The sequence below is a fragment of the Streptomyces sp. HUAS 31 genome, from assembly GCF_028198125.1.
Lineage (GTDB): Bacteria > Actinomycetota > Actinomycetes > Streptomycetales > Streptomycetaceae > Streptomyces > Streptomyces chartreusis.
Genome location: NZ_CP116353.1, coordinates 8,071,648 through 8,094,926, shown reverse-complemented (window position 1 = coordinate 8,094,926; position 23,279 = coordinate 8,071,648). Strand labels below are relative to the sequence as shown.

Genomic DNA, 23,279 nt, shown 5'->3' with positions numbered 1-23,279 from the left:
CGCAAACCGCTCCCACCGGCGATCCGGTGACCACCCCCGTGGCGTGAGTCTGAGGGCGATGCAACCGACCGTCCTGCCGGGAGGGACCGTGCTCACCACGCTCGCCCGGGCGGCGACCCGCCGCCCGCTCACCGTCATCGCCCTGTGGGTGCTCTTCCTGTTGCTCGGCTTCGGCCTCGGGACGGGCGTCTTCGGCCGCCTCTCCGACAACGTGGCCGACATCCCGGGCACCGAGTCCGAGGCCGCCGCGCGCTACCTCGACCGCGCCGACCCCGCCGGGGAGTCGATCACCGGCGTCGTCGAGGGCACCGCCGTGACCGACCCCGCGCTGCGGGAACAGGTCGAGCGGGCCGTCGCCGACGTGCGGTCCCTCGACGGGGTGGCCGCCGTGCCCGACCCGTACGCCACCCGTGGCCTGACCGCCGAGGACGGGCGGGCGCTGATCATCCCCGTCACCCTCGAAGGCGGCCTCGACGACACCGCCGAGGAGGACGCCGTCGACGCGGCCGCCGAGCGGATCCGGCAGATCGACGCGCCCGAAGTGCACGTCAGCGGCGGCCCGTTGCTGGGCACGCAGATCGGCGAGCGGGCCCAGGAGGACGTACGGAACGCGGAGTTGATCTCGCTGCCGGTCGTACTCGCCCTGCTGCTGGTGGTGTTCGGCGGGCTGCGCGCTGCGGCGTTGCCCCTGGTGATCGCGGTCAGCGGGATCGCGGGCGCCTTCCTCGCACTGTTCCTGTTCAGCGAGGTCACCGACATCTCCGTGTACGCGATCCAGGTGACCACGATGCTGGGGCTCGGACTCGCCGTGGACTACGCCCTGTTGATGGTGGTGCGCTTCCGCGAGGAGCGCCGGAACACCGACGACGTGGCCCGGGCGGTGGAGCGTACGGTCGCGGCGGCCGGCCGGACCGTACTGTTCTCCGGGTTCACGGTCGCGGTCAGCCTGACCGGGCTGCTGGTGTTCCCGAGCGTGTTCCTGCGCAGCATGGGGCTGGCCGTCGCCGCCGTGGTCGTGGTCGACATGCTGGCCGCGCTCACGCTGCTGCCGGCGCTGCTCGCGAGGTTCGGCGGGAGGATCGCCCCGGCGAAGGTCCGGCCGGAGGGCGAGGAGGGCCGTGTGTTCGCGCGCCTGGCCCGCTTCTCGGCCCGCCGCCGGGTCGCCGTGGTGGCTACCGTCGTACCGGTCCTACTGGTCCTGGCACTGCCCGTCACCGGCATGACGATCAACCTCGGCGACGCCGAGCAACTGCCCGCGAGCACCGAGGCACGGCAGCTGTACGACACCGTCGACGAGCACTTCCCGCCGGGCACCGGCGTCTCGCCGATCACGGTCGTGCTGAAGCCGGGCGCGGACGCGGCCACCGCAGACCGGATCCGGGCGCTGTCTCCTGCGACCGAGTCCCACGAACTGCCGGGCGGGGCGACGGTCCTGCGCGTCCGGCCACCGGGCAGCGTCGACGGCCCGGAGGCCACCGCACTGGTCGAGCGGATCCGGGACGTGCGCGGCGGCGAGCCGGTCGAGGTCACCGGGCCGGCCGCCCGCCTGGTGGACTTCCGGGAGATGCTCTCGGACCGGGCGCCCTGGGCCGCGGTCACCGTCCTGGCCGGTATCTTCGCCCTGCTCTTCGCCTTCACCGGCTCGCTGCTGATCCCGCTGCGCACCATCCTGACCACCCTGCTCAGCCTGGGCGCCGCGCTCGGCGTGGTGGTGTGGGTGTTCCAGGACGGGCATCTGGCGGGGCTGCTGGGCAGTGAGGGTCTGGGCGCGCTGAGCCTGACCGCGCCGCCGCTGATCGTGGCGATCGCGTTCGGTCTGGCCATGGACTACGAACTGTTCATCCTGGCCCGGATGCGCGAGGCACGGCAGCTCACAGGCAACGACCGGGAGGCCGTGGTCACCGGTCTGCGCCGCTCCGGCCGCGTGGTGACCTGCGCGGCGCTGCTCCTCGCGGTGGTGTTCGGCGCCTTCATGACCGGCGGCTTCGCACCCATCCTGCAGATCGGCCTGGGCCTGACCCTCGCGGTGCTGATCGACGCGACGGTCGTACGGATGCTGCTGGTGCCGGCGACGATGGCGCTGCTCGGCCGGCGTGCCTGGTGGGCGCCGAAGCCGCTGCGCCGGGCTCACGACCGGTTCGGGCTGCACGAGGAGGTGCCGGCGCCGGTGCCTACAGGCGCACGGTCATCTTCACGGTGACCTCGTCGCCGGCCCCGAGCCCCTGCGGCCCCCGTACCGCGTTCTTCAGCGGCAGCAGGTAGCCGCCGTCCTTGGGAAACAGGGACGTCTCGAAAGCGATCTCGCCGAGCCGGGCCTCGACGGGGATCACGCCCCAGCCGTAGGTGGCCATCGCGGCCACGTCACGGATGTCGGCGGACTCCTCGTCGGGGACCCGGACGAAGTAGTACGGCGCCGGTCCGCGCCATTCGATCACCGAGCCGGTGAAGGCAAGTTCCATGGACCTCACACTAGCTCCGGGACCCGACCGCCTTCACGGAGTGAACTTCCCTGTGGCGCAAGGGATTTATCTGCTTCATCTCTTGACGACCGGAGCACCGGGGAGCACATTGACGGCACTCTGAGAGCGCTCTCAAACCCTCCGAGTGCTCCCAAGGGCATCCCGCTCCCCCACTTCCGTACCCCGAGAGGCAGCACCCCCATGAGTGACCCCTCCGGCACACACCGCAGACCCCGCTCCCCAAGACGCGCACTGCTGGCCGTACTCGGCACGCTCGGCCTGGTGGCGGCCGGCGCCACCGTCGCCGTACCGTCGGCCAACGCGTCCGCGCCCACGCCCCCTTCGGGCTGGACGCAGGTGTTCCTTGACGACTTCGAGGGCGCCGCGGGCTCCGGCGTGAACACCTCCAACTGGCAGTACGCCACCGGCAAGGGCTATCCCGGCGGCCCCGCCAACTGGGGCACCGGCGAGATCGAGACGATGACGAACAGCACGAACAACGTCGCGCTCGACGGCAACGGCAATCTGCGCATCACGCCCCGCCGGGACGCGTCCGGCAACTGGACCTCGGGGCGCATCGAGACCAACCGCACCGACTTCCAGCCCCCGGCGGGCGGCAAACTGCGCGTGGAGTCCCGCATCCAGGTGCCGAATGTGACCGGAGCCGCGGCCAAGGGCTACTGGCCGGCGTTCTGGATGCTGGGCGGGCCCTACCGCGGCAACTACTGGAACTGGCCCGCCGTCGGCGAGCTGGACATCATGGAGAACACCCAGGGCATGAACACGGTGTTCGCCACCATGCACTGCGGCACCTCACCGGGCGGCCCCTGCAACGAGACCAGCGGCATCGGCGGCAACACCACCTGCTCCGGCGCGACCTGCCAGGCCGGCTTCCACACCTACCGGATGGAGTGGGACCGCTCGACGAGCGTCGAGGAGATCCGCTTCTATCTCGACGGCGTCAACTTCCACACCGTACGGGCCAACCAGGTCGACGCGACGACGTGGGCGAACGCGACGAACCACGGCTTCTTCGTCATCCTCAACGTGGCCATGGGCGGCGGCTTCCCGGACGCCTTCGGCGGCGGCCCGGACAGCGGCACGCAGCCGGGCCACTCGATGGTCGTCGACTACGTCCAGGTGCTGTCCAGCGGGAGCGGCACCACGCCTCCGCCGACGGGCAACCGTGACGCCTACAGCGCCATCCAGGCCGAGTCCTACGACAGCCAGGGCGGCGTGGGCACCGAGTCCACCTCCGACTCGGGCGGCGGGCAGAACATCGCCTCCCTCGCGAACGGCGACTGGGCGCTGTACCGGGGTGTCAACTTCGGTTCCTCGGCGGCGAACCAGTTCGTCGGCCGGGTGGCGAGCGGCGCGGCGAGCGGCGTCAGCGGGCTGGTCGAGGTGCGTCTGGACAGCCGCGGCAACGCGCCCGTCGGCAGTTTCGCGGTCGGCAACACGGGCGGCTGGCAGTCGTGGCGGACGGTCCCGGCGAACATCACCGGGGTGACCGGCACGCACGACGTCTATCTGACCTTCAGCAGCGGCCAGCCGGCGGACTTCGTGAACGTGAACTGGTTCAACTTCGGCCGCTGAGCGCATCCGAGCCTTCAGCCGCGACGGGGCGTCAGTGTCCAGGGTCCGTCGTGGCCGACCGCACGGTGCCCCGCGCCCCGATCGGGGCGCGGGGCACCGGTGTGTCTCAGCTGCGCCGTCGCAGTGCGCGGACGGCCTTCGGGAGAGTGAGGGCGAGGGCGAGTGCGGCCAGCGGGAGCGCGATGTCGCGCCAGGGATCCCGGATGGGCCGGTAGGTGCTGACGCCGTCCCGGATCTCGATGTAGCCGATGGGCTTGGCCTCGACGCCTCCCCCGCCGCCACCACCGTCCCCGGCCTTGGCGCCCTCGATCGTACGTCCCGTGCCGCCGCCGAAGCCGTAGGCGACCTTGGCGACCGGGACGACGGTGACGCCTTCGGCGGTGACGGGTTCGCCGTAGACGGCGGTGACCGAGGCACGGCCGCCGAGCTTCTCGGCGAGGCGTTCCAGAAGGGTGACGGAGGCTTGGGCCGCTGCGACGTCCAGATCCTGCGGAGGCACGGACGGGGGGTCTTCTTTGTCTTCTTCGTGGGCGGTCATGGAGGTTTCGTAGGCATATCGGATCCGTGTGTCAAGTGAACCCGCCGGTTCACGCCGCCCTCTCGACCGACAGCTCCGCCGACCCCCACTCCAGCATCCCGCCGGTGAGACGTACGGCGCCACCTCGGCCCGCGCGGGCAGCTCGGCGATGCGGCCGGCTGACCATGGGCGCCCGGACGGCCGACGGCGGTGAGCGGGAGTCGTCGAGCTCGTGGCGCCCGGCCACGTGGCCGACCGTGCGGTCCTCGATGTCGGCGGCGGTCCGAAAGGTACGCCGGGATCAACGAAGCTCCGCACGGAACCCCGCCGGTGTCACCTCCGTGTGCTGGTGGAAGAACTTGGAGAAGTTCGCGGCGTCCGGGAACCCCACCGCCGCCCCCACCCGCCCGATCGGCATGTCCGTGTGGGCCAGCAGCCGTTTCGCCTCCAGGATGACCCGCTTGTCGATGAACCCCTTGGGTGTCTCGCCGGTGGCGGCGCGGACGGCTCGTACCAGGGTCCGGCGCGAGTACCCGAGCTGGTCGGCGTACGCGCTGACGCTGTGGTTCGTGGCGAAGCCCCGCTCCACCGCGTCCCGGAAGAGCGTGAAGGTCGTGTCGCCCTGGTGGCGTGCCGCCTCCGCCGAGCTCGCCGCGAGATGGGCGAGGCGCAGCAGGAACGCGGTCAGTGAGTGCCGCAGCACCGCGGTGTGCAGGCTCAGCGGCAGGGTCGTGGTGTCCTCGTACTCGCGTTGCAGTTGGGCGAGGGCCGAGCGCAGGGCGGGGAGCTGAGCCTGGTCGGGGTGGAGCAGGGGCGGCAGGTCGTAGCGGTAGAGGCCGGTCGCCTCGACCGTGGCGCGGGGCAGGAAGCCTGGCTGCATGGTCAGGACGGTGCCGCGGTAGTCGTCGGTCCCGGAGAAGCGGTGGACCTGACCCGGGCGAATCCACAGCAGGTCACCGGCGTTCGCCTCGTACTCGGCGAAGTCGATCATGTGTCGCACCGGCCCCTCGGTGAACAGCATCACGACGTGGAAGTCGATGCGGTGCACCCGCTCCAGCGGTGCGTCGGTCGCGTGCCAGGTACGGCCGGCACCCATCCGGCCCACCTGCATGCCGACGCCGAGGACGCTCAGGTCGGCCGGGAACGGAAACGTCCGTATCGCGTCGCCACCTTGAGCGCTCGCGTCCGCGATATCCGCCATTTCCACCATGTCCGTCTCGTGCCGTCTCACCCGTGCGCGCCCCTCGCTCAGCCGTGCGCGGCGCGCCTCGCGGTGTCCCACTTTCACCACAGCCTGACACACGCCGACCTTCCCTCTCAAAAGTCAGACTTTTACTTTTGAACGCGTTGGACCAGCTACTTCGCTCCGATCGAGGACTTTTTGAAGATGAGCACGCACACCCCGGACCGCTTCGAATGGACCGAACTCGACCGGCGTGCCGTCGACACGGCCCGCCTCCTCGCGGCCGACGCCGTGCAGCGGGTCGGCAACGGCCACCCGGGCACGGCGATGAGCCTCGCCCCCGCCGCGTACACGATCTTTCAGAAGGTGATGCGGCACGACCCCGCCGACCCCGAGTGGACCGGACGTGACCGCTTCGTCCTCTCCCCCGGCCACACCTCGCTGACCCTGTACACGCAGCTCTTCCTCGCCGGGTACGAGCTGGAGCTCGACGACCTCAAGTCGTTCCGGACGCACGGTTCGAAGACGCCGGGGCACCCCGAGTACGGCCACACGGCCGGGGTCGAGACGACGACCGGACCGCTCGGGCAGGGGGTCGCCAACGCCGTCGGCATGGCGATGGCCGCCCGCTACGAGCGCGGCCTGTTCGACCCGGAGGCGCCCGAGGGCGAGTCCCCGTTCGACCACACCATCTGGGCGATCGTCTCCGACGGCGACCTGGAGGAGGGCGTCTCCGCCGAGGCCTCCTCGCTCGCCGGCCACCAGAAGCTCGGCAACCTGGTCTTCCTCTACGACGACAACCACATCTCCATCGAGGGCGACACCGCGACCGCGTTCTCCGAGGACGTGCTCAAGCGCTACGAGGCGTACGGCTGGCACGTGCAGCGGATCGAGCCGGAGCTCGGCGGAGACGTCGACGTCCACGCCCTGTACGCCGCGCTGAGGGCGGCGCAGGCCGAGACCGAGCGGCCCTCCATCATCGCGATGCGCACGATCATCGCCTGGCCCGCCCCGAACGCGCAGAACACCGAGGCCTCCCACGGCTCCGCCCTCGGCGACGACGAGATCGCCGCGACCAAGCGCCTGCTGGGCTTCGACCCCGAGAAGTCCTTCGAGGTCGCCGACGAGGTGCTCGCCCACGCCCGCCGCGCCCTGGACCGGGGCGCCGAGGCGCACGCCGCCTGGGACAAGCGGTTCGGCGCGTGGCGCGCCGCGGACCCCGAGCGGGCCCGGCTGTTCGACCGGATCGTCGCCGGTCAGCTGCCCGAGGGCTGGGAGTCCTCGATCCCCGTGTTCGAGGAGGGCAAGTCGGTCGCCACGCGCGCCGCGTCCGGCAAGGTGCTCCAGGCCCTCGGCCCGGTCCTTCCCGAGCTGTGGGGCGGCTCGGCCGACCTGGCCGGCTCCAACAACACCACCATCGACAAGTCGAGTTCGTTCCTGCCCAAGGGCAACCCACTGCCGGAGGCCGACCCGTACGGCCGCACCGTCCACTTCGGCATCCGTGAGTTCTCGATGGCCGCGGAGATGAACGGCATCGCCCTGCACGGCAACACCCGTGTCTACGGCGGCACCTTCCTGGTGTTCTCCGACTACATGCGCAACGCCGTCCGCATGTCGGCTCTGATGCAGCTGCCGGTGACGTACGTCTGGACGCACGACTCCATCGGTCTGGGTGAGGACGGCCCCACTCACCAGCCGATCGAGCACCTTGCGTCGCTGCGCGCCATCCCCGGTCTCAACGTGGTGCGCCCCGCGGACGCCAACGAGACCGCGATCGTGTGGGCCGAGATCCTGCGCCGCCACTCCACCGACCCGGCCCCGCACGGCCTCGCGCTCACCCGCCAGGGCGTGCCGACGTACGCCCCCAACTCCGATGCGGTGAAGGGTGGTTACGTCCTGCGGGACTCCTCCACCGGGACGCCGGACGTCGTTCTCATCGCGACCGGCTCCGAGGTTCAGCTCGCCGTCGCCGCGCGTGAGGCGCTGGAGGCCGAGGGGATCGGGACCCGGGTGGTCTCGATGCCGTCCGTGGAGTGGTTCGAGCAGCAGCCGCGCGAGTACCGCGAGAGCGTCCTGCCGCCCGCCGTGAAGGCACGGGTCGCCGTCGAGGCCGGCATCGGGCTCACCTGGTACCGGTTCGTGGGCGACGCCGGACGCATCGTCTCCCTGGAGCACTTCGGCGCCTCGGCCGACGCCAAGACGCTGTTCGCCGAGTACGGCTTCACCCCCGAGAACGTGGCCGCCGCCGCCCGGGCTGCATTGAATTCGACCACGGGGCTTGCCGCCGCCCGCGGTTGACCTGAACGCAGAAAGAAGATGATCACTGTGACCACCGAAGCGACCGCGACCGCGGGCACGCTGAAGCGCCTGGCCGACGAGGGCGTCTCGATCTGGCTGGACGACCTCTCGCGCAAGCGGATCGAGTCCGGCAACCTCGCCGAACTCGTCGCGGACAAGAACGTCGTGGGCGTCACCACCAACCCGTCCATCTTCCAGGCCGCCATAGGTTCCGGCGAGGGATACGCGGAGCAGCTCGCCGACCTCGCGGTGCGGGGCGTCACGGTCGACGAGGCCGTGCGGATGATGACCACCGCCGACGTCCGAGCAGCCGCCGACATCCTGCGGCCCGTGTACGACTCCACCGACGGCCGCGACGGCCGGGTCTCCATCGAGGTCGACCCGCGCCTCGCGCACCAGACGGCGGCGACGATCGCCGAGGCCAAGCAGCTCGCCTGGCTCGTCGACCGCCCCAACGTCATGATCAAGATCCCGGCGACGCGGGCGGGCCTGCCGGCGATCACCGAGGTCATCGGCCTCGGCATCAGCGTCAACGTGACCCTGATCTTCTCGCTGGAGCGCTACCGCGAGGTCATGGACGCCTACCTGGCCGGTCTGGAGAAGGCCGCGGCGAACGGCCTGGACCTGTCCGCCATCCACTCCGTGGCGTCCTTCTTCGTCTCCCGCGTCGACGCCGACATCGACAAGCGGCTGACGGCCATCGGCACGGGCGAGGCCCTCGCGCTGAAGGGCCGCGCGGCGCTCGCCAACGCGCGCCTCGCCTACGAGGCGTACGAGGATGTGTTCGGCGCTGCCGACGACGCGGCACGGTCGACAGCCCGCTGGACGGCCCTGACCGGGGCCGGCGCAAACAAGCAGCGCCCGCTGTGGGCCTCCACGGGCGTGAAGGACCCCGCCTACAAGGACACCCTGTACGTGGACGAACTCGTCGCGCCCGGCACCGTCAACACGATGCCCGAGGCAACGCTGAACGCCACCGCCGACCACGGTGAGATCACCGGCGACACGGTGACGGGCGGCTATGCGCGGGCCCGCGCCGACCTGGCCGCCGTGGAGGCGCTCGGGATCTCCTACGACGAGGTCGTCACCCGGTTGGAGCACGAGGCCGTCGCCAAGTTCGAGGTGGCGTGGCAGGACCTGTTGGACGCCGTCAAGAAGTCGCTCGGCAGCAAGGGAGCTGACGCAGAATGACCTCCGACTGGGACAACCCCCTCCGCGACGCGCGGGACCGCCGTCTCCCCCGGATCGCGGGCCCGTCCGGGCTCGTGATCTTCGGGGTCACGGGTGACCTGTCCCGCAAGAAGCTGATGCCGGCCGTGTACGACCTGGCCAACCGCGGCATGCTGCCGCCGGGCTTCTCCCTGGTCGGGTTCGCCCGCCGGGACTGGGAGGACGAGGACTTCGCGCAGATCGTGCACGACTCGGTGCGCGAGCACGCCCGTACCGAGTTCCGTGAGGAGGTCTGGCAGCAGCTGTCGGAGGGCATGCGGTTCATCCCCGGTGACTTCGACGACGACACGGCGTTCGACCGGCTGCGCCAGACCGTGGAGGAGCTGGACAAGGCACGCGGCACCAGCGGCAACTACGCCTTCTACCTCTCCGTACCGCCGAAGTTCTTCCCGAAGGTCGTGCAGCAGCTGAAGAAGCACGGCCTTGCGGACGCCCCCGAGGAGTCCTGGCGGCGGGCGGTCATCGAGAAGCCGTTCGGCCGGGATCTCGCCAGCGCCCGGGAGCTGAACGCGATCGTGCACGACGTGTTCGACCCGGAGCAGGTCTTCCGGATCGACCACTATCTCGGCAAGGAGACCGTCCAGAACATCCTGGCGCTGCGGTTCGCGAACCAGATGTTCGAGCCGATCTGGAACCGGTCGTACGTCGACCATGTGCAGATCACGATGGCCGAGGACATCGGCATCGGCGGCCGCGCCGGGTACTACGACGGCATCGGATCGGCCCGTGACGTCATCCAGAACCACCTGCTCCAGCTGATGGCGCTCACCGCCATGGAGGAGCCGGCCGCGTTCGACGCCGCGTCGCTGCTCACCGAGAAGCTGAAGGTGCTCAGGGCCGTCAAGCTGCCGGAGGACCTCGGCCGGCACACCGTGCGCGGGCAGTACGCGACGGCCTGGCAGGGCGGCGAGAAGGTGCTCGGGTACCTCGACGAGGACGGCATCGACCCGGACTCCAGGACCGACACCTACGCGGCCGTCAGGCTGAACGTGGACAACCGGCGCTGGGCGGGCGTGCCGTTCTACCTGCGCACCGGCAAGCGGCTCGGACGGCGGGTGACGGAGATCGCGGTCGTCTTCCAGCGGGCACCGCACTCGCCCTTCGACGCCACCGCCACCGAGGAGCTGGGCCAGAACGCCATCGTCATCCGCGTCCAGCCGGACGAGGGCGTGACGGTGCGGTTCGGCTCCAAGGTGCCGGGTACCTCGATGGAGATCCGGGACGTGACGATGGACTTCGCGTACGGCGAATCCTTCACGGAGTCGAGCCCGGAGGCCTACGAGCGGCTCATCCTGGATGTCCTCCTCGGGGACGCGAATTTGTTCCCCCGTCACCAGGAAGTGGAAGAGTCCTGGAAGATCCTCGACCCGATCGAGGAGTACTGGGACACACACGGCAGGCCGGCGCGGTACGCGTCCGGGAGCTGGGGACCCGAGGAAGCCGACGAGATGCTCGCACGAGACGGACGGAGCTGGCGCAGGCCATGAAGATCGACCTGAGCGACACCACGGCAAGCAAGATCAACAAGGCGTTGGTGCAGGGCCGCCGCGCGATCGGCACGCCGGCCGTGGGCATGGTCCTGACGATGGTCATCGTCACGGACGAGGAGAACGCCTACGACTCGATCAAGGCGGCCGAGGAGGCGTCGCACGAACACCCGGCGCGCACCCTGGTCGTCATCAAGCGGCACGCCCGCACCCCGCGCGACCGCACCCGCTCCCACCTCGACGCCGAGGTCCGGGTGGGCGCCGACGCCGGCACCGGCGAGACGGTGATCCTGCGGATGTACGGCGAGGTGTCCGACCACGCCGACTCGGTGGTGCTGCCGCTGCTGCTGCCGGACGCGCCGGTCGTGGTGTGGTGGCCGGTGGACGCGCCGGAGAACCCGTCGAAGGACCCGCTGGGCGCGCTGGCCCAGCGCCGGATCACCGACCTGTACACCACCGAGACCCCGCTGTCCGACCTGGAGGTCCGCGCCCGTTCCTACGCGCCCGGCGACACCGACCTCGCCTGGACCAGGCTCACCCCGTGGCGGTCCATGCTCGCCGCGGCCCTGGATCAGGCCCGGGTGCCGATCGTGTCGGCGGTCGTGGAGGCCGAGGCCGACAACCCGGCCGCCGAGCTGCTGGCGCGCTGGCTGGAGGCCCGGCTGCACGTCACCGCCGAGCGGGTGGTGACCGCCGGACCGGTCGTCACGGGTGTGCGTCTGGGCACCGAGAACGGCGAGATCGTCATCGACCGCCCCGAGGGACCGCTGGCCACGCTGTCCCTGCCGGACCAGCCCTCGCGCACCCTCGCGCTGAAGGTCCGCACCACCTCCGAACTCATCGCCGAGGAGCTCAGGCGCCTCGACGCCGACGAGATGTACGCCATCGCCCTGCGGGGCGAGGCCGGCAAGGAGACCTCCACCCATGTCTGACTCGCTGTCCGGTTCCCCGAGGCTCAACCGCCGTCCCGAGTGGGCGGCCCTGGAGGACCACCGTGCGGATGCGATGCAGCGCCCGCAGTTGCGTGAGCTGTTCGCCGCCGACCCGTCCCGCGCCGAGCGGTACGTCGTGCGGGTGGGCGATCTGCGCATCGACTACTCCAAGCACCTGGTCACCGACGAGACGCTCGCCCTGCTGCACGAACTGGCCGTCGCCACCGATGTGTCGGGGCTGCGCGACGCAATGTTCCGCGGCGAGAAGATCAACGTCACCGAGGACCGGGCGGTGCTGCACACCGCGCTGCGGGCGCCGCGGGACGCGGTGATCGAGGTGGACGGCGAGAACGTCGTGCCCAAGGTGCACTCCGTGCTCGACAAGATGAGCGGTTTCGCCGAGCGCGTCCGTTCCGGCGCCTGGACCGGGTACACCGGCAAGCGGATCAGGAACGTCGTCAACATCGGCATCGGCGGCTCGGATCTGGGACCCGCGATGGCGTACGAGGCGCTCCGCCCGTTCAGCGCGCGGGAGTTGACGTTCCGGTTCGTCTCCAACGTCGACGGTGCCGACCTGCACGAGGCGGTGCGGGACCTGGACCCGGCCGAGACGCTGTTCATCGTGGCGTCGAAGACGTTCACCACGATCGAGACGATCACCAACGCCACCTCGGCACGCTCGTGGCTCCTTCAGGGGCTCGGCGGCGAGGAGAAGGCGGTCGCGAAGCACTTCGTGGCGCTGTCGACCAACGCCGGCAAGGTCACCGGGTTCGGCATCGACCCGGACAACATGTTCGAGTTCTGGGACTGGGTCGGCGGCCGCTACTCCTACGACTCGGCGATCGGCCTGTCCCTGATGATCGCCATCGGCCCGGCGCAGTTCCGGGCGATGCTCGACGGCTTCCACACCGTCGACGAACACTTCAGGAGCGCGCCCGCCGAGGGCAACGCCCCGCTGATCATGGGCCTGTTGGGCATCTGGTACGGCAACCTCTTCGGCGCCGAGTCCCACGCGGTGCTGCCGTACAGCCACTATCTGTCGAAGTTCACCGCGTACCTCCAGCAGCTGGACATGGAGTCCAACGGCAAGTCGGTGGACCGGGACGGGCACGTCGTGGGCTGGGAGACCGGTCCGGTGGTGTGGGGCACGCCAGGCACCAACGGGCAGCACGCCTACTACCAGTTGATCCACCAGGGCACCCGGCTGATCCCGGCCGACCTGATCGGCTTCGCCCGCCCGGTCGCCGAGCTGGGCGACGAACTGGCGGCGCAGCACGACCTGTTGATGGCGAACCTGTTCGCGCAGGGCCAGGCGCTGGCCTTCGGCAAGACCGCCGACGAGGTCCGCGCGGAGGGCGTGCCCGAGGCGCAGGTCCCGCACCGCACCTTCCTCGGCAACCACCCCACGACCACGATCCTCGCCCGTGAGCTGACCCCGTCGGTCCTCGGCCAGCTGATCGCCCTCTACGAGCACAAGGTCTTCGTGCAGGGCGCGGTGTGGAACATCGACTCCTTCGACCAGTGGGGCGTGGAGCTCGGCAAGGTCCTCGCCAAGCGGGTCGAGCCCGCCCTCACCGAGGGCGCCGACGTGCCCGGTCTCGACGCCTCCACCGCCGCCCTCGTGGCCGCCTACCGTGAACTCAAGGAAGTGAATCTGACATGACAGCCATGCAGTTGGGCCTCATCGGTCTCGGCAAGATGGGCGGCAACATGCGCGAGCGGATCCGCCGCGCCGGCCACACCGTCGTCGGCTACGACCGCAACCCCGAGGTCTCCGACGTCAAGAGCCTCGAAGAGCTGGTCGAGCAGCTCGACGCGCCGCGCACGGTGTGGGTGATGGTCCCGGCCGGCACCGCCACGCAGGGCGTCGTCGACGAGCTCAAGGACCTGCTGTCCCCGGGCGACACGGTGGTCGACGGCGGCAACTCCCGCTGGACGGACGACGAGAAGCACGCCGCCGAGCTCGGCATCAAGGGCATCGGCTTCGTCGACGCGGGCGTCTCCGGCGGTGTGTGGGGCCTGGAGAACGGCTATGCGCTGATGGTCGGCGGCGACAAGGAGCACGTGGAGCGGCTCCAGCCCATCTTCGAGGCCCTCAAGCCGGAAGGGCCGTACGGCTATGTCCACGCGGGCCGGGTCGGTGCCGGGCACTTCTCGAAGATGGTCCACAACGGCATCGAGTACGCCATGATGCAGGCCTACGCCGAGGGCTGGGAGCTGCTGGAGAAGGTCAACTCGGTGGACAACGTCCGTGAGGTGTTCCGCTCGTGGCAGCAGGGCACGGTCATCCGCTCCTGGCTGCTGGACCTCGCGGTGAACGCCCTCGACGAGGACGAGCACCTGAAGAAGCTGAAGGGCTTCGCGCAGGACTCCGGCGAGGGCCGGTGGACCGTCGAGGCGGCCATCGACCACGCCGTCCCGCTGCCCGCGATCACGGCGTCCCTGTTCGCCCGGTTCGCCTCGCGGCAGGACGACTCCCCGCAGATGAAGATGATCGCGGCGCTGCGCAACCAGTTCGGCGGGCACGCGGTCGAGTCGAAGGAGTAGCGGACCGTGGGGGATCTCTTTCTGGTCCGCCACGGTGAGACGGAGTGGAGCAGGTCGGGCCGGCACACGAGCTTCACCGACCTGCCCCTCACTCAGGACGGCGAGGAACAGGCCAAGTCCCTCGCCCCGCTCCTGTCCGGCCGGACCTTCGCCCTGGCGCTCACCAGCCCGCTGAGCCGCGCGGCCCGCACCGCCGAACTGGCGGGCGTGACCGGGGCCGTACCCGACCCCGATCTCCACGAGTGGGACTACGGCGGCTACGAGGGTGTCACCACCGTAGACATCCACCGCACCCGTCCCGACTGGTACCTGTGGACCGACGGCGTGACACCCGGCCCGCCCGACCACCCGGGTGAGTCACCGGCCGAGGTGGGAGCGCGTGCCGACCGGGTGCTCGCCCGGGTCGCGGCGGCGCTGCCGGACGGCGATGTGGTCCTCGTGGCGCACGGGCACTTCCTGCGGGTCGTGACGGCCCGTCGGCTGGGGCTCGCCCCGGCGGACGGACGGCTGTTCCAGCTGGCCACGGGCACGGTGAGCCGGCTGTCGACGGAGCACGGCCGGCCGGTGATCGCGGAATGGAACAACAGGTCCTGAACTCCCCGGTGCCGGTTCCGGCGGGAGGCGCGGCCCTCGGCCACTGCGGATGCGACCGGGTGGGGTTGCTGGGATGCTGAGGTGTGTGCGGGACCGGCACCGGGTTCCTGCCCGCCTCAGCGCGCCCTCCTGACGTGCCCGAGTGCCGCTCTCCGCAGGGTTGTTCACATCCGGAACATCCGGGAGGACATCGGCGCGAACCTTCGCTGCGGCCGCCGCGGGCCCGTCGGTAGCGTGCTGGCCCCTGCCACGTACGCATCCGTACGCAGTCGTACGAAGGAAGTCCGCCAATGGCCGAGTCAGGGCAGCAGCACGAGCAGCGCTACGAACGGTACGAAGGCGGCAGTCCGCGGGCGGAACGGCTGGTGTTCGAACGGCTGGCCCGCGAGCTGATGCGCGTGCAGGTGAAGAACCGGCGGGCCGGGGGCGGCCCGGTCGCCCGGGCCTTCCACGCGAAGGCGCCGGTGGCCGTGGAGAACGCGCGGCTGCGCTTCCACGACGACCTCCCGGCGGCCCTGCGCGTGGGGTTCGCCCGGCCTGGCGCCGAGTATCCGGCGACCGTCCGGCTGTCCGACGCGAGCGGCATCCGGCAGGGCGACGGCTCGCCCGATCTGCGCGGGGCGGCCGTCAGGGTGCGGGTGACGGAGGAGGAGAGCCACGATCTGCTGGCGACCAGCCATCCGGTCTCGCATGCCGCGAACGCCCGGGAGTTCGTGGCCTTCGCCAGGGCGATGGCGGGCGCCCGCAGCCCCTTGCGGAAGGCGTTCGCGCTGCTGGTGAAGTTGCCCCTGGCCGTCGGTCCGCGGACCGCCGGCCGGATGCGGCGCAATGTGCGGGCGGCGACACGGCACACCGTCGACTCCCTCGCGACGGAGACGTACTGGAGCCGGGGCGCCATGCTGTGGGGCGAGGCCGGCCCGGTGCGGTTCCTGCTGCGGCCGGCGCCGGGCAGCGCCCCCGCGCCCACCCCGGACCGCGGTGACCCGGACTTCCTCCACCGGGAGTTCGCCGACCGGCTGGCGCGCGGCGCCGTCGAGTACGACCTGTGCGTGCAGCGGTTCGTGGACGAGCGGCGCACTCCGGTCGAGGACGCCTCGGTGGAGTGGACGGACGGCATGTCGCCCGCGCTCCCGGTCGCCCGCCTGACCGTCCCCTGCCAGGACCTGGACAGCGCCGAGGCACACACGGCCGCACGCCGGATCGAGGACCTCGCCTTCAACCCCTGGTACACGACCGAGCGGTTCCGCCCGCTCGGCAACATCAACCGGGCCCGCAAGGCCGCGTACCAGGCGTCGAGCGCGCACCGGCTGGGGCTGCGGTTCGTCACCGAGGAGCCGTTGCGCAACAGGGTGCTGGGCCGGCCTGTCGAGGCGGCGTTCGGGCTGCTGAACCGGTATGTGCCCTGGCACCGGCTGCCGGTGCAGCTGAGTCTGCTGAACCTCGTGTTCCTGCGCCGGGTGCTGCGCCGGCTGAACCTGATCGACACCGAGCCGCGCGAGGCACCCCCGCGCGCCCAGCGGGTGCCCGAGCCGGTCCCGGAGCGGCTGCGCGGCGAACGGTCCTACGACGGCACGTACAACGATCTGTCGGACCCGCGGATGGGCGCCGTCGGCTCGGCCTTCGGCCGCAACCTCCGGCCCGACCACCGCCCCGACCTCCACGGCACCCCGAACCCGGTGACGGTGAGCCGCCGGCTCCTGTACCGCGAGAGCTTCCTGCCCGCGACCTCGCTGAACGTGCTGGCCGCGGCCTGGATCCAGTTCCAGGTGCACGACTGGGTCAACCACCGGCGCCACAAGCCCGGTGAGCGCTCCGTCGAGGTGCCGCTGCCGCCCGGCAGCGGGCCGTGGCACAACACACCGGGCGGGCCGGACGAGAACGTGATGCGGTTCGCGGAGAACGAGGGCATCGAGGTGCCGGGCCGGCCGCCCCTCCTCTTCGGCAACACCGCCTCCCACTGGTGGGACGGCTCGGAGGTGTACGGCGGCGACGAACGGACCGCCCGTTTCCTGCGCGAGGCCGACGGGCGTGCCGAACTCCGCCTGGAGGACGGGCACCTGCCGGCCGGCGGCAACGGCGGGATCCCGCTGACGGGGTTCGGCGACAACTGGTGGATGGGGCTGAGCGCCATGCACACGTTGTTCGCGCGGGAGCACAACGCGGTGTGCGCCGCACTGCGCGCCGAGTACCCGGCGATGGGCGAGGAGCGGATCTACCAGACCGCCCGGCTGGTGGTCTCCGCGCTGATCGCGAAGATCCACACGGTGGAGTGGACCCCGGCGATCCTCGCGACCGAGGCGATCGACATCGCCCTGCACACCAACTGGCAGGGACCGCCCCGCAAATGGCTGGACCGACTGGGCCTGTGGCTGTTGGAGGCGCACTCGCTCACCGGCATCCCGAAGACGCTGCCGGACCACCACGCGGCGCCGTACTCCCTCACCGAGGACTTCGTCACCGTCTACCGCATGCACCCGCTGATCCCGGACGACTTCGAGCTGCGCGAGCACCACTTCGGGCAGCGCCTGGAGACGGTCGGCTTCCTGGACGTCCAGGGCGGCGCGGCCGAGGCGCGGATCCGCAAGACGGGCCTGGCGAACACGTTGTACTCGTTCGGCATCGCCCACCCCGGCGCGATCACCCTGCACAACTTCCCGCGCTCGCTCCAGCGGTTCGAGCGGGAGGGCGAGATCATCGATCTGTCGGTGGTGGACCTGGTGCGCACACGGCGGCGTGGCGTGCCCCGCTACAACGACTTCCGTGCGGGGCTGCACCAGGCGCGTCTGCGTTCCTTCGAGGAGCTGACGGAGAACGCCGAGACGCTGGCGCGGCTGAAGGAGGTCTACCGCTCGGTCGACGAGATCGACACCGTGGTGGGGCTGTTCGGGGAGAACCCGCCGACCGGATTCGGCTTCAGCGACACCGCGTTCCGGGTTTTCATCCTGATGGCGAGCCGGCGCCTGCAGTCCGACCGGTTCCTCACTGTCGACTACCGGCCCGAGGTGTACACGCCGCTGGGTATCGATTGGGTGGAGCGGGGCGGCATGAACTCCGTGATCCAGCGGCACTGCCCGGAGCTGGCGGCGCTGCTGCCGCGCGGGGCGAGCGCCTTCGCGCCGTGGCGGGCGGTGCGGCCGTCCGACGGGCCTTCCTGAGCCGGTGGGCGGTGAGTTGACAGGTTCGGCGGCCGGCGTCAGAGTCCCGGCTGATGGAGATCAACGATCTGACGCCGGCCGAGCTGCGGGTGTGGCATGCCTTCCCCAGGGGTGAGGCCGTCGACTTCCGCTCGGCGCAGGACGAGAGCGCGGCCGAGGGCGCCGACTGGGGGCCGCAACGGACCCTGCGCGCCACGGTGTTGCGGGCGCTGCTGCTCGACGGCCCGGTCGTCGGCGGTGAGGTGGCCGCGCTCAAGGTCGCGGGCGCGCGGATCACCGGCGCCCTGGATCTGCGGTACGCGACCGTCGAGAGCGTCGCGCGCCTGAGTCAGTGCCGGTTCGACGACGTCCCGGATCTGTCCGGCGCGCAGCTGAAGTACCTCAATCTGTCCGGCTCCGACCTGCCCGGTCTGGCGGCGGCCCGGATCCGGGTCGACGGCGGGCTGCGGCTGGCGAAGTGCCGGTTCCGTGGGCGGGTGCGGCTCGGCGGGGCGCAGATCGCCGGGGCGCTGTATCTGGAGGATGCCGAGATCACCGCGCCCGAGGGGACCGAGGACCCGGTCCTCCAGCTCCATCAGGTGACCGTCGGCGAGGACCTGTGCGCGTCACGGCTGCGCACGCGCGGCGAGGTCCGGCTGAACGGCGCCACGGTCAGCGGCTCGCTCCGGCTGGAGGGCGCCGAACTGAGGCATCCCGGCGAGTTCGTCCTGAGCGCCGAGGCCATGGAGGTGGGCGCGAACGTCCTCGGCAGACGGCTGAGCGCGCACGGCCGGATCGACCTGCGCGGCGCCCGTGTGCCCGGCCGGCTCGACCTGCTGCACAGCCGGCTGTCCAACCCCGGCGGCACCGCGATACGGGCGAGCAGCTGCGTCATCGGCGAGGTGTGGCTGCGCCGGGGCCCGCGGATGGAGGGCATGCTCAACCTGCGGCGCTCCCAGATAGAGCACCTCAACCTGGCGCCCGAGATGCTCCCGGACCAGGTCCGGCTCCTCGACCTCACGTACACCTCGCTGACCCCGCACGTGCCGCCCGAGGATCGGCTGCCCATGCTGGAGCGGGACGAGGACACCTTCGACCCGCACGGGTACGAGCAGTTGACCGCCGCCTACCGCCGCACCGGAGACGACCACGCGGCCCGGCTCGTGCAGCTCGCGAAGCAGCGCCGGCACCGCAGCACCCTGCCCCGGTACGGCCGGCTGTGGGGCCATGTCCAGGACGCCACCGTCGGCTACGGCTTCCGGCCGATGCGGGCGCTGGGCTGGCTGCTGTCCCTGCTCGCGGTCGGCTCGGTGGCGTTCGCGCTGCATCAGCCCCCGGCCCTGAAGGCGGACGAGGCACCGCACTTCAACCCCGTCTTCTACACGCTGGACCTGCTGCTGCCGGTGATCTCCTTCGGTCAGGAGCCGGCGTTCGCCCCGGAGGGCGCGCAACAGGCCCTGGCGTACGCCCTGGTCCTGCTCGGCTGGATCCTGGCCACCACGGTCATCGCCGGTGTGACCCGCACCGTCAGCCGCCAGTGACCGCCCGGGCGGTGTGCTGCGCGGCCAGCCGCACGGGCGCGTTCTGCGCCCCGTAACCCCGGTAGCCGTCCCGCTGCACCAGCTCGAAGAAGACGCGGCCGACGGTCATGGTGTAGCAGTGCCGGAACTCGCCGTGCGCGTCACGGTCGTAGAGGATGCCCAGCTCGCGGTACGTCTCCAGCTCACCGTCGGCGAACTCGTGACGAGCCGCCAGGTCGTCGTAGTAGTTGGCGGGGATCGGCAGGAGCCGCCCGCCCGCCTCCCGGAAGCGGCGGGCCGCGGCGACGACGTCGCTCGTCGCCAGCGCGATGTGCTGGGCGTGCACGGTGTCGTCCATGGGCGCCGCGCCGACGCCCAGGGCGATACGGACGCTGCCGTCGGCGTTGGTGACGGCGCGGCTGCGCATCAGGCCGTACGGGTCGGCGACGTCCACGCTCTCCTGGGCGTGCAGGCCGAGGACGCTGCGGTGGAAGAGGGCCGCCTCGTCGAAGTGGTGCCAGGGCTGAGTGAGGGCCAGGTGGTCGATGCGGTGGACGCCGGTGCGGTGGGGCCCGCCGGTCACGCCGGTGCCGTGGGACCCCTCGTTGTCGCCGGTTCGGTGAGGCCCCCCGATATCGCCGGTGCCGTGGGACCCGCCGATGGCATCGGTGCCGTGAGGCCCCCCGGTCCCGTCCTCGAAGTCGGCGCGCCAGTTGGGCAGTTCGGGCCGGTCCGTGGCGCAGAAGAAGAGTTCCGTGCCGTCGGGTGCCGCGACCGCTTCGAGCGGGGCGTCCTCGGCGGCGCGGCGGCGCGGCAGTACGGGGGCCAGCAGGGCCTCGGCGCGGCGGGCGGCGCCGGCCGGGTCGGGTGATTCGAGGCCGATCGCGGCGAGGCCGGTGCCGGTACGGCGGGCGGCGCCCGAGGTGTTGACGAGGATGCGGGCCTCGCCCTGCTGCCAGAGGTCGACCGGCTTGGTGCGATGGCGGCCAGCGCGGGCGAAGCCGAGGGCACCGAGCACGGCGGCGACCGGTTCGGCGTCGGGCGTGACGAGTTCGGCGAAGGCGACGCCGGTGGGGACGACGGGGGCGGGCGGGGTCGCGACGCCGACCGTCTCCTGCAGCACGAGCAGCGAGCGGTGGGCGTCCACGGCGGTCGGGCCGGCCTCGGCCTGGCGGAAGACGTCGTTGAAGACCTCCAGGGAGAGCGGGCCGTCGTATCCGGTGTCGAGGACGTTGCGGACGAGTCCGGCGACGTCGAAGCCGCCCTGCCCGGGGAAGCAGCGGTAGTGGCGGCTCCACTGGAGGACGTCCATCGCGAGCAGCGGGGCGTCGGCGAGCTGGAGGAAGAAGATCTTCTCGCCGGGGATGTCCGCGATGCCCTTGGGGTCGGAGCCGCGGGAGAGGATGTGGAAGCTGTCCAGGCAGGTCCCGAGCGCGGGGTGGTCGGCGGCCTCGACGATGCGCCAGGCGTGGCCGAAGGTGTTGACGTGCCGCCCCCAGGCCAGCGCCTCGTACGCCACCCGGACGCCGGACTCCGCAGCCAGGTCGGCGAGTTGACGCAGGTGATCAGCGGCGAGCGCGTCGTCGTCCACGGCCAGCGGATGGATGCTGGAGCAGACGAGGACCGTGTCGGCCCCGAGTCGGCGCATCAGCTCGAACTTGTGCCGGGCACGCCGCAGATTGCGCGCGAACTCCTCGGCGGGAACAGCCTCGATGTCCCGCAGCGGCTGGTAGAGATCGATACTCAGCCCCAGGTCGGCACATCGGGCACGGACCTCCTCGGGGCCGAGAGGGCTCGCGAGGAGATCGTTCTCGAAGATCTCGACCCCGTCGAACCCGGCCCGGGAGGCGGCGGTGAGTTTCTCGGTGAGCGACCCGCTCAGGGAAACGGTCGCGATGGACGTACGCATACCTGCTCCTTCAACACGCCGCACTACAGCGCCCCTCTTCTCTTGGGGGCGCGGGGAACTGCGCGAACAACCACGGACGAGCCTCGGCTGTCACACGGCCTTGCCCACCGAGCTCTCTACATCACCGGCCAACTCCTCGATGTCCGCCAGCATTCGCGCAGCGTCCGGCTCACGCCCGGTGAACAGCCGAAACGCATCCGCAGCCTGGAACACGGCCATCCCGCCCCCGTCCAGAGCGGCGCAGCCGACCGCACGCGCGGTACGCAGCAGCTCCGTCTCCAGCGGCCGGTAGACCACCTCGGCGACCCACAACCGCGGATGCAGCAGTTCCGCGGGAAGGGGAAGCCCTGGATGCGCGGCCATACCGGTGGGCGTGGCGTGCACGATGCCGTCGGCCGCGCCGACCACCCGGGCCAGCCGATCAGGTGCCGCCGCGGCAGCGCGCCCCGCGCCGAAGTGCCGGTTCAGCGCCTCCGCGAGTTCCCCGGCCCGCTCGCCCAGCGCGTCGACAACGGTGACCCGCTCGGCGCCGAGGGTCAGCATGGCGTGGGCGACGGCCGCGCCCGCGCCCCCGGCGCCCAGCTGCACCACCCGCTCCAGCGGTACGTCGGGCAGCCCGCGCGCGAAGGACGCGGCGAAGCCGGTGACGTCCGTGTTGTGGCCGATGGCCCGGCCGTCCTCGAAGACGACGGTGTTGACCGCGCCCAGCGCCTCCGCCTGCGGGGCGAGCTCGTCGAGGTGCTCGATGACGAGCTGCTTGCAGGGGTGGGTGATGTTGAGCCCGTCGAAGCCCAGGTCACGGGCGGACCGCACGAGGTCGCCGACCGCCTCGGGCGGGACGCCGAGCGTGTCGATGTCGATGAGCCGGTACAGATAGCGCAGGCCCTGGCGGACGGCCTCGCGCTCGTGCAGGGCCGGGCTGAGCGAGGGGCCGATGCCGGAACCGATCAGTCCGACGAGATACGAGTCCTTGGTGTCCTTGGCCACCGGTGGGACCTCCTGAGCGGCTCACTAATGTACGAACTGGTGAGTTAGTCATAGCAGGCGGCGAGGGAGCTTGTGAAGACCTGTCCCGACACGCGGGGCGAGCGGGCTTCTACAATCACCGGCACGCGGGTGGGCCACCGGACGGCACCCGCCCCTGGCCGAAGGAAGCCGATGACCAGCGTCGAAGAGCCGGCACGCACCAACGGGCGGATCCGCGACGCCGCCCGCACCCAGGCCGAGATCCTCGACGTCGCGACGCAGGAGTTCGCCCGCGCCGGGTACGACGGGGCCCGCGTGGACGAGATCGCCGCCCGCACCCGCACCACGAAGCGGATGATCTACTACTACTTCGGCGGCAAGGAGCAGCTGTTCACGGCCGTGCTGGAGCGGGCGTACGGCGTGATCCGGGAGGCCGAGCAGCAGCTCGACGTCGAGCACCTGGACCCGGTCGCCGCCATCCGCCGGCTGGCCGAGCTGACCTTCGACCACCATGAGCAGCACCCCGACTTCATCCGTCTGGTCAGCATCGAGAACATCCACGGGGCCGAGCACATCGCCGCCTCCGAGAAGCTCGGCCGGATCGGTTCGCCGGCCCTTGACGTGATCCGCCGGATCCTGGAGTCGGGACAGGAGTCCGGCCTGTTCACGGCCGACGTGGACGCCGTCGACCTGCACGCGATGATCAGTTCCTACTGCTTCTTCCGGGTCTCCAACCGGCACACCTTCGGCGCTCTGTTCGGCCGCGACCTGGTGGATCCGGCCCGGCGCGAGTACTACCGCACGATGCTCGGCGACATGGTCATCGCCTATCTGACGGCACCGCGCGCAGAGGACTGACCGGGCCCGGTCCGGGCGCCCCGCACCACAAGATCCTTCGGCGTGACCT

At 71.2% G+C, this 23,279-nt stretch carries 18 protein-coding genes; 12 read left to right on the top strand and 6 right to left on the bottom strand.

Going from position 1 to position 23,279, the window contains the following annotated elements; all coding sequences use genetic code 11:
* Nucleotides 1–88: 88 nt before the first annotated feature.
* On the top strand, nt 89–2,200 hold the full coding sequence (locus PGH47_RS35795) for an MMPL family transporter (RefSeq protein ID WP_271668229.1): 2,112 nt from the start codon (nt 89–91) through the stop codon (nt 2,198–2,200).
* On the opposite strand, the gene PGH47_RS35790 is transcribed toward PGH47_RS35795, so the two are convergent.
* Complete coding sequence (locus PGH47_RS35790; protein ID WP_271666867.1) at nt 2,172–2,459, bottom strand: DUF1905 domain-containing protein; 288 nt, start codon at nt 2,457–2,459, stop codon at nt 2,172–2,174. The genes PGH47_RS35795 and PGH47_RS35790 overlap by 29 nt on opposite strands.
* Before the next feature lie 201 nt (nt 2,460–2,660).
* Here PGH47_RS35790 and PGH47_RS35785 point away from each other — a divergent pair, with 201 nt between their 5' ends.
* Nucleotides 2,661–4,055 (top strand): glycoside hydrolase family 16 protein, encoded by a 1,395-nt coding sequence (locus PGH47_RS35785; RefSeq protein ID WP_271666866.1) that lies wholly within the window; start codon nt 2,661–2,663, stop codon nt 4,053–4,055.
* A gap of 106 nt (nt 4,056–4,161) precedes the next feature.
* Here the strand turns inward: PGH47_RS35785 and PGH47_RS35780 are convergent, their stop codons facing one another.
* The 3 genes from PGH47_RS35780 to PGH47_RS35770 form a co-directional block, all read right to left on the bottom strand.
* Nucleotides 4,162–4,554: a GerW family sporulation protein gene (locus PGH47_RS35780; RefSeq protein WP_271666865.1), complete on the bottom strand. Its 393-nt coding sequence runs from the start codon at nt 4,552–4,554 to the stop codon at nt 4,162–4,164.
* Nucleotides 4,555–4,642: 88 nt separating this feature from the next.
* On the bottom strand, nt 4,643–4,819 hold the full coding sequence (locus PGH47_RS35775; RefSeq protein WP_271666864.1) for a hypothetical protein: 177 nt from the start codon (nt 4,817–4,819) through the stop codon (nt 4,643–4,645).
* Between the two features lie 54 nt (nt 4,820–4,873).
* Complete coding sequence (locus PGH47_RS35770; RefSeq protein WP_271666863.1) at nt 4,874–5,773, bottom strand: helix-turn-helix domain-containing protein; 900 nt, start codon at nt 5,771–5,773, stop codon at nt 4,874–4,876.
* A gap of 186 nt (nt 5,774–5,959) precedes the next feature.
* Between PGH47_RS35770 and tkt the strand changes: the two genes are divergently transcribed.
* The 9 genes from tkt to PGH47_RS35725 all read left to right on the top strand — a co-directional run bounded on the left by tkt (nt 5,960) and on the right by PGH47_RS35725 (nt 19,518).
* Complete coding sequence (tkt, locus tag PGH47_RS35765; protein ID WP_271666862.1) at nt 5,960–8,053, top strand: transketolase; 2,094 nt, start codon at nt 5,960–5,962, stop codon at nt 8,051–8,053.
* Nucleotides 8,054–8,071: 18 nt separating this feature from the next.
* On the top strand, nt 8,072–9,244 hold the full coding sequence (gene tal, locus PGH47_RS35760) for a transaldolase (RefSeq protein WP_271666861.1): 1,173 nt from the start codon (nt 8,072–8,074) through the stop codon (nt 9,242–9,244).
* Complete coding sequence (zwf, locus tag PGH47_RS35755; protein WP_271666860.1) at nt 9,241–10,770, top strand: glucose-6-phosphate dehydrogenase; 1,530 nt, start codon at nt 9,241–9,243, stop codon at nt 10,768–10,770. The genes tal and zwf overlap by 4 nt, the downstream gene beginning before the upstream one ends.
* Complete coding sequence (gene opcA / locus PGH47_RS35750; protein ID WP_271666859.1) at nt 10,767–11,702, top strand: glucose-6-phosphate dehydrogenase assembly protein OpcA; 936 nt, start codon at nt 10,767–10,769, stop codon at nt 11,700–11,702. The genes zwf and opcA overlap by 4 nt, the downstream gene beginning before the upstream one ends.
* Complete coding sequence (pgi, locus tag PGH47_RS35745; RefSeq protein WP_443048593.1) at nt 11,695–13,365, top strand: glucose-6-phosphate isomerase; 1,671 nt, start codon at nt 11,695–11,697, stop codon at nt 13,363–13,365. The genes opcA and pgi overlap by 8 nt, the downstream gene beginning before the upstream one ends.
* A gap of 5 nt (nt 13,366–13,370) precedes the next feature.
* Nucleotides 13,371–14,249 carry a phosphogluconate dehydrogenase (NAD(+)-dependent, decarboxylating) gene (gene gnd, locus PGH47_RS35740; protein WP_271668227.1) on the top strand — a complete coding sequence of 293 codons (879 nt, stop codon included), beginning with the start codon at nt 13,371–13,373 and terminating at the stop codon, nt 14,247–14,249.
* A gap of 6 nt (nt 14,250–14,255) precedes the next feature.
* A complete protein-coding gene (locus tag PGH47_RS35735) occupies nt 14,256–14,843 on the top strand; it encodes a histidine phosphatase family protein (RefSeq protein WP_271666858.1) in 588 nt (195 codons plus the stop codon).
* A 290-nt stretch (nt 14,844–15,133) separates the two neighbouring features.
* Nucleotides 15,134–17,998: a peroxidase family protein gene (locus tag PGH47_RS35730; RefSeq protein WP_271666857.1), complete on the top strand. Its 2,865-nt coding sequence runs from the start codon at nt 15,134–15,136 to the stop codon at nt 17,996–17,998.
* Between the two features lie 53 nt (nt 17,999–18,051).
* Nucleotides 18,052–19,518: a membrane-associated oxidoreductase gene (locus tag PGH47_RS35725; RefSeq protein WP_271666856.1), complete on the top strand. Its 1,467-nt coding sequence runs from the start codon at nt 18,052–18,054 to the stop codon at nt 19,516–19,518.
* On the opposite strand, the gene PGH47_RS35720 is transcribed toward PGH47_RS35725, so the two are convergent.
* Together PGH47_RS35720 and PGH47_RS35715 are read right to left on the bottom strand one after the other, a co-directional pair.
* Entirely contained in the window at nt 19,505–21,406 is a 1,902-nt protein-coding gene (locus tag PGH47_RS35720) for a bifunctional sugar phosphate isomerase/epimerase/4-hydroxyphenylpyruvate dioxygenase family protein (RefSeq protein WP_271666855.1), read from the bottom strand. The genes PGH47_RS35725 and PGH47_RS35720 overlap by 14 nt on opposite strands.
* Before the next feature lie 90 nt (nt 21,407–21,496).
* Nucleotides 21,497–22,393, bottom strand: coding sequence for a shikimate dehydrogenase (locus PGH47_RS35715; protein ID WP_271666854.1), 897 nt, complete (start codon nt 22,391–22,393; stop codon nt 21,497–21,499).
* A 171-nt stretch (nt 22,394–22,564) separates the two neighbouring features.
* On the opposite strand from PGH47_RS35715, the gene PGH47_RS35710 reads away from it, so the two are divergent.
* Nucleotides 22,565–23,230, top strand: coding sequence for a TetR/AcrR family transcriptional regulator (locus tag PGH47_RS35710; RefSeq protein WP_030956875.1), 666 nt, complete (start codon nt 22,565–22,567; stop codon nt 23,228–23,230).
* Nucleotides 23,231–23,279: the final 49 nt, after the last annotated feature.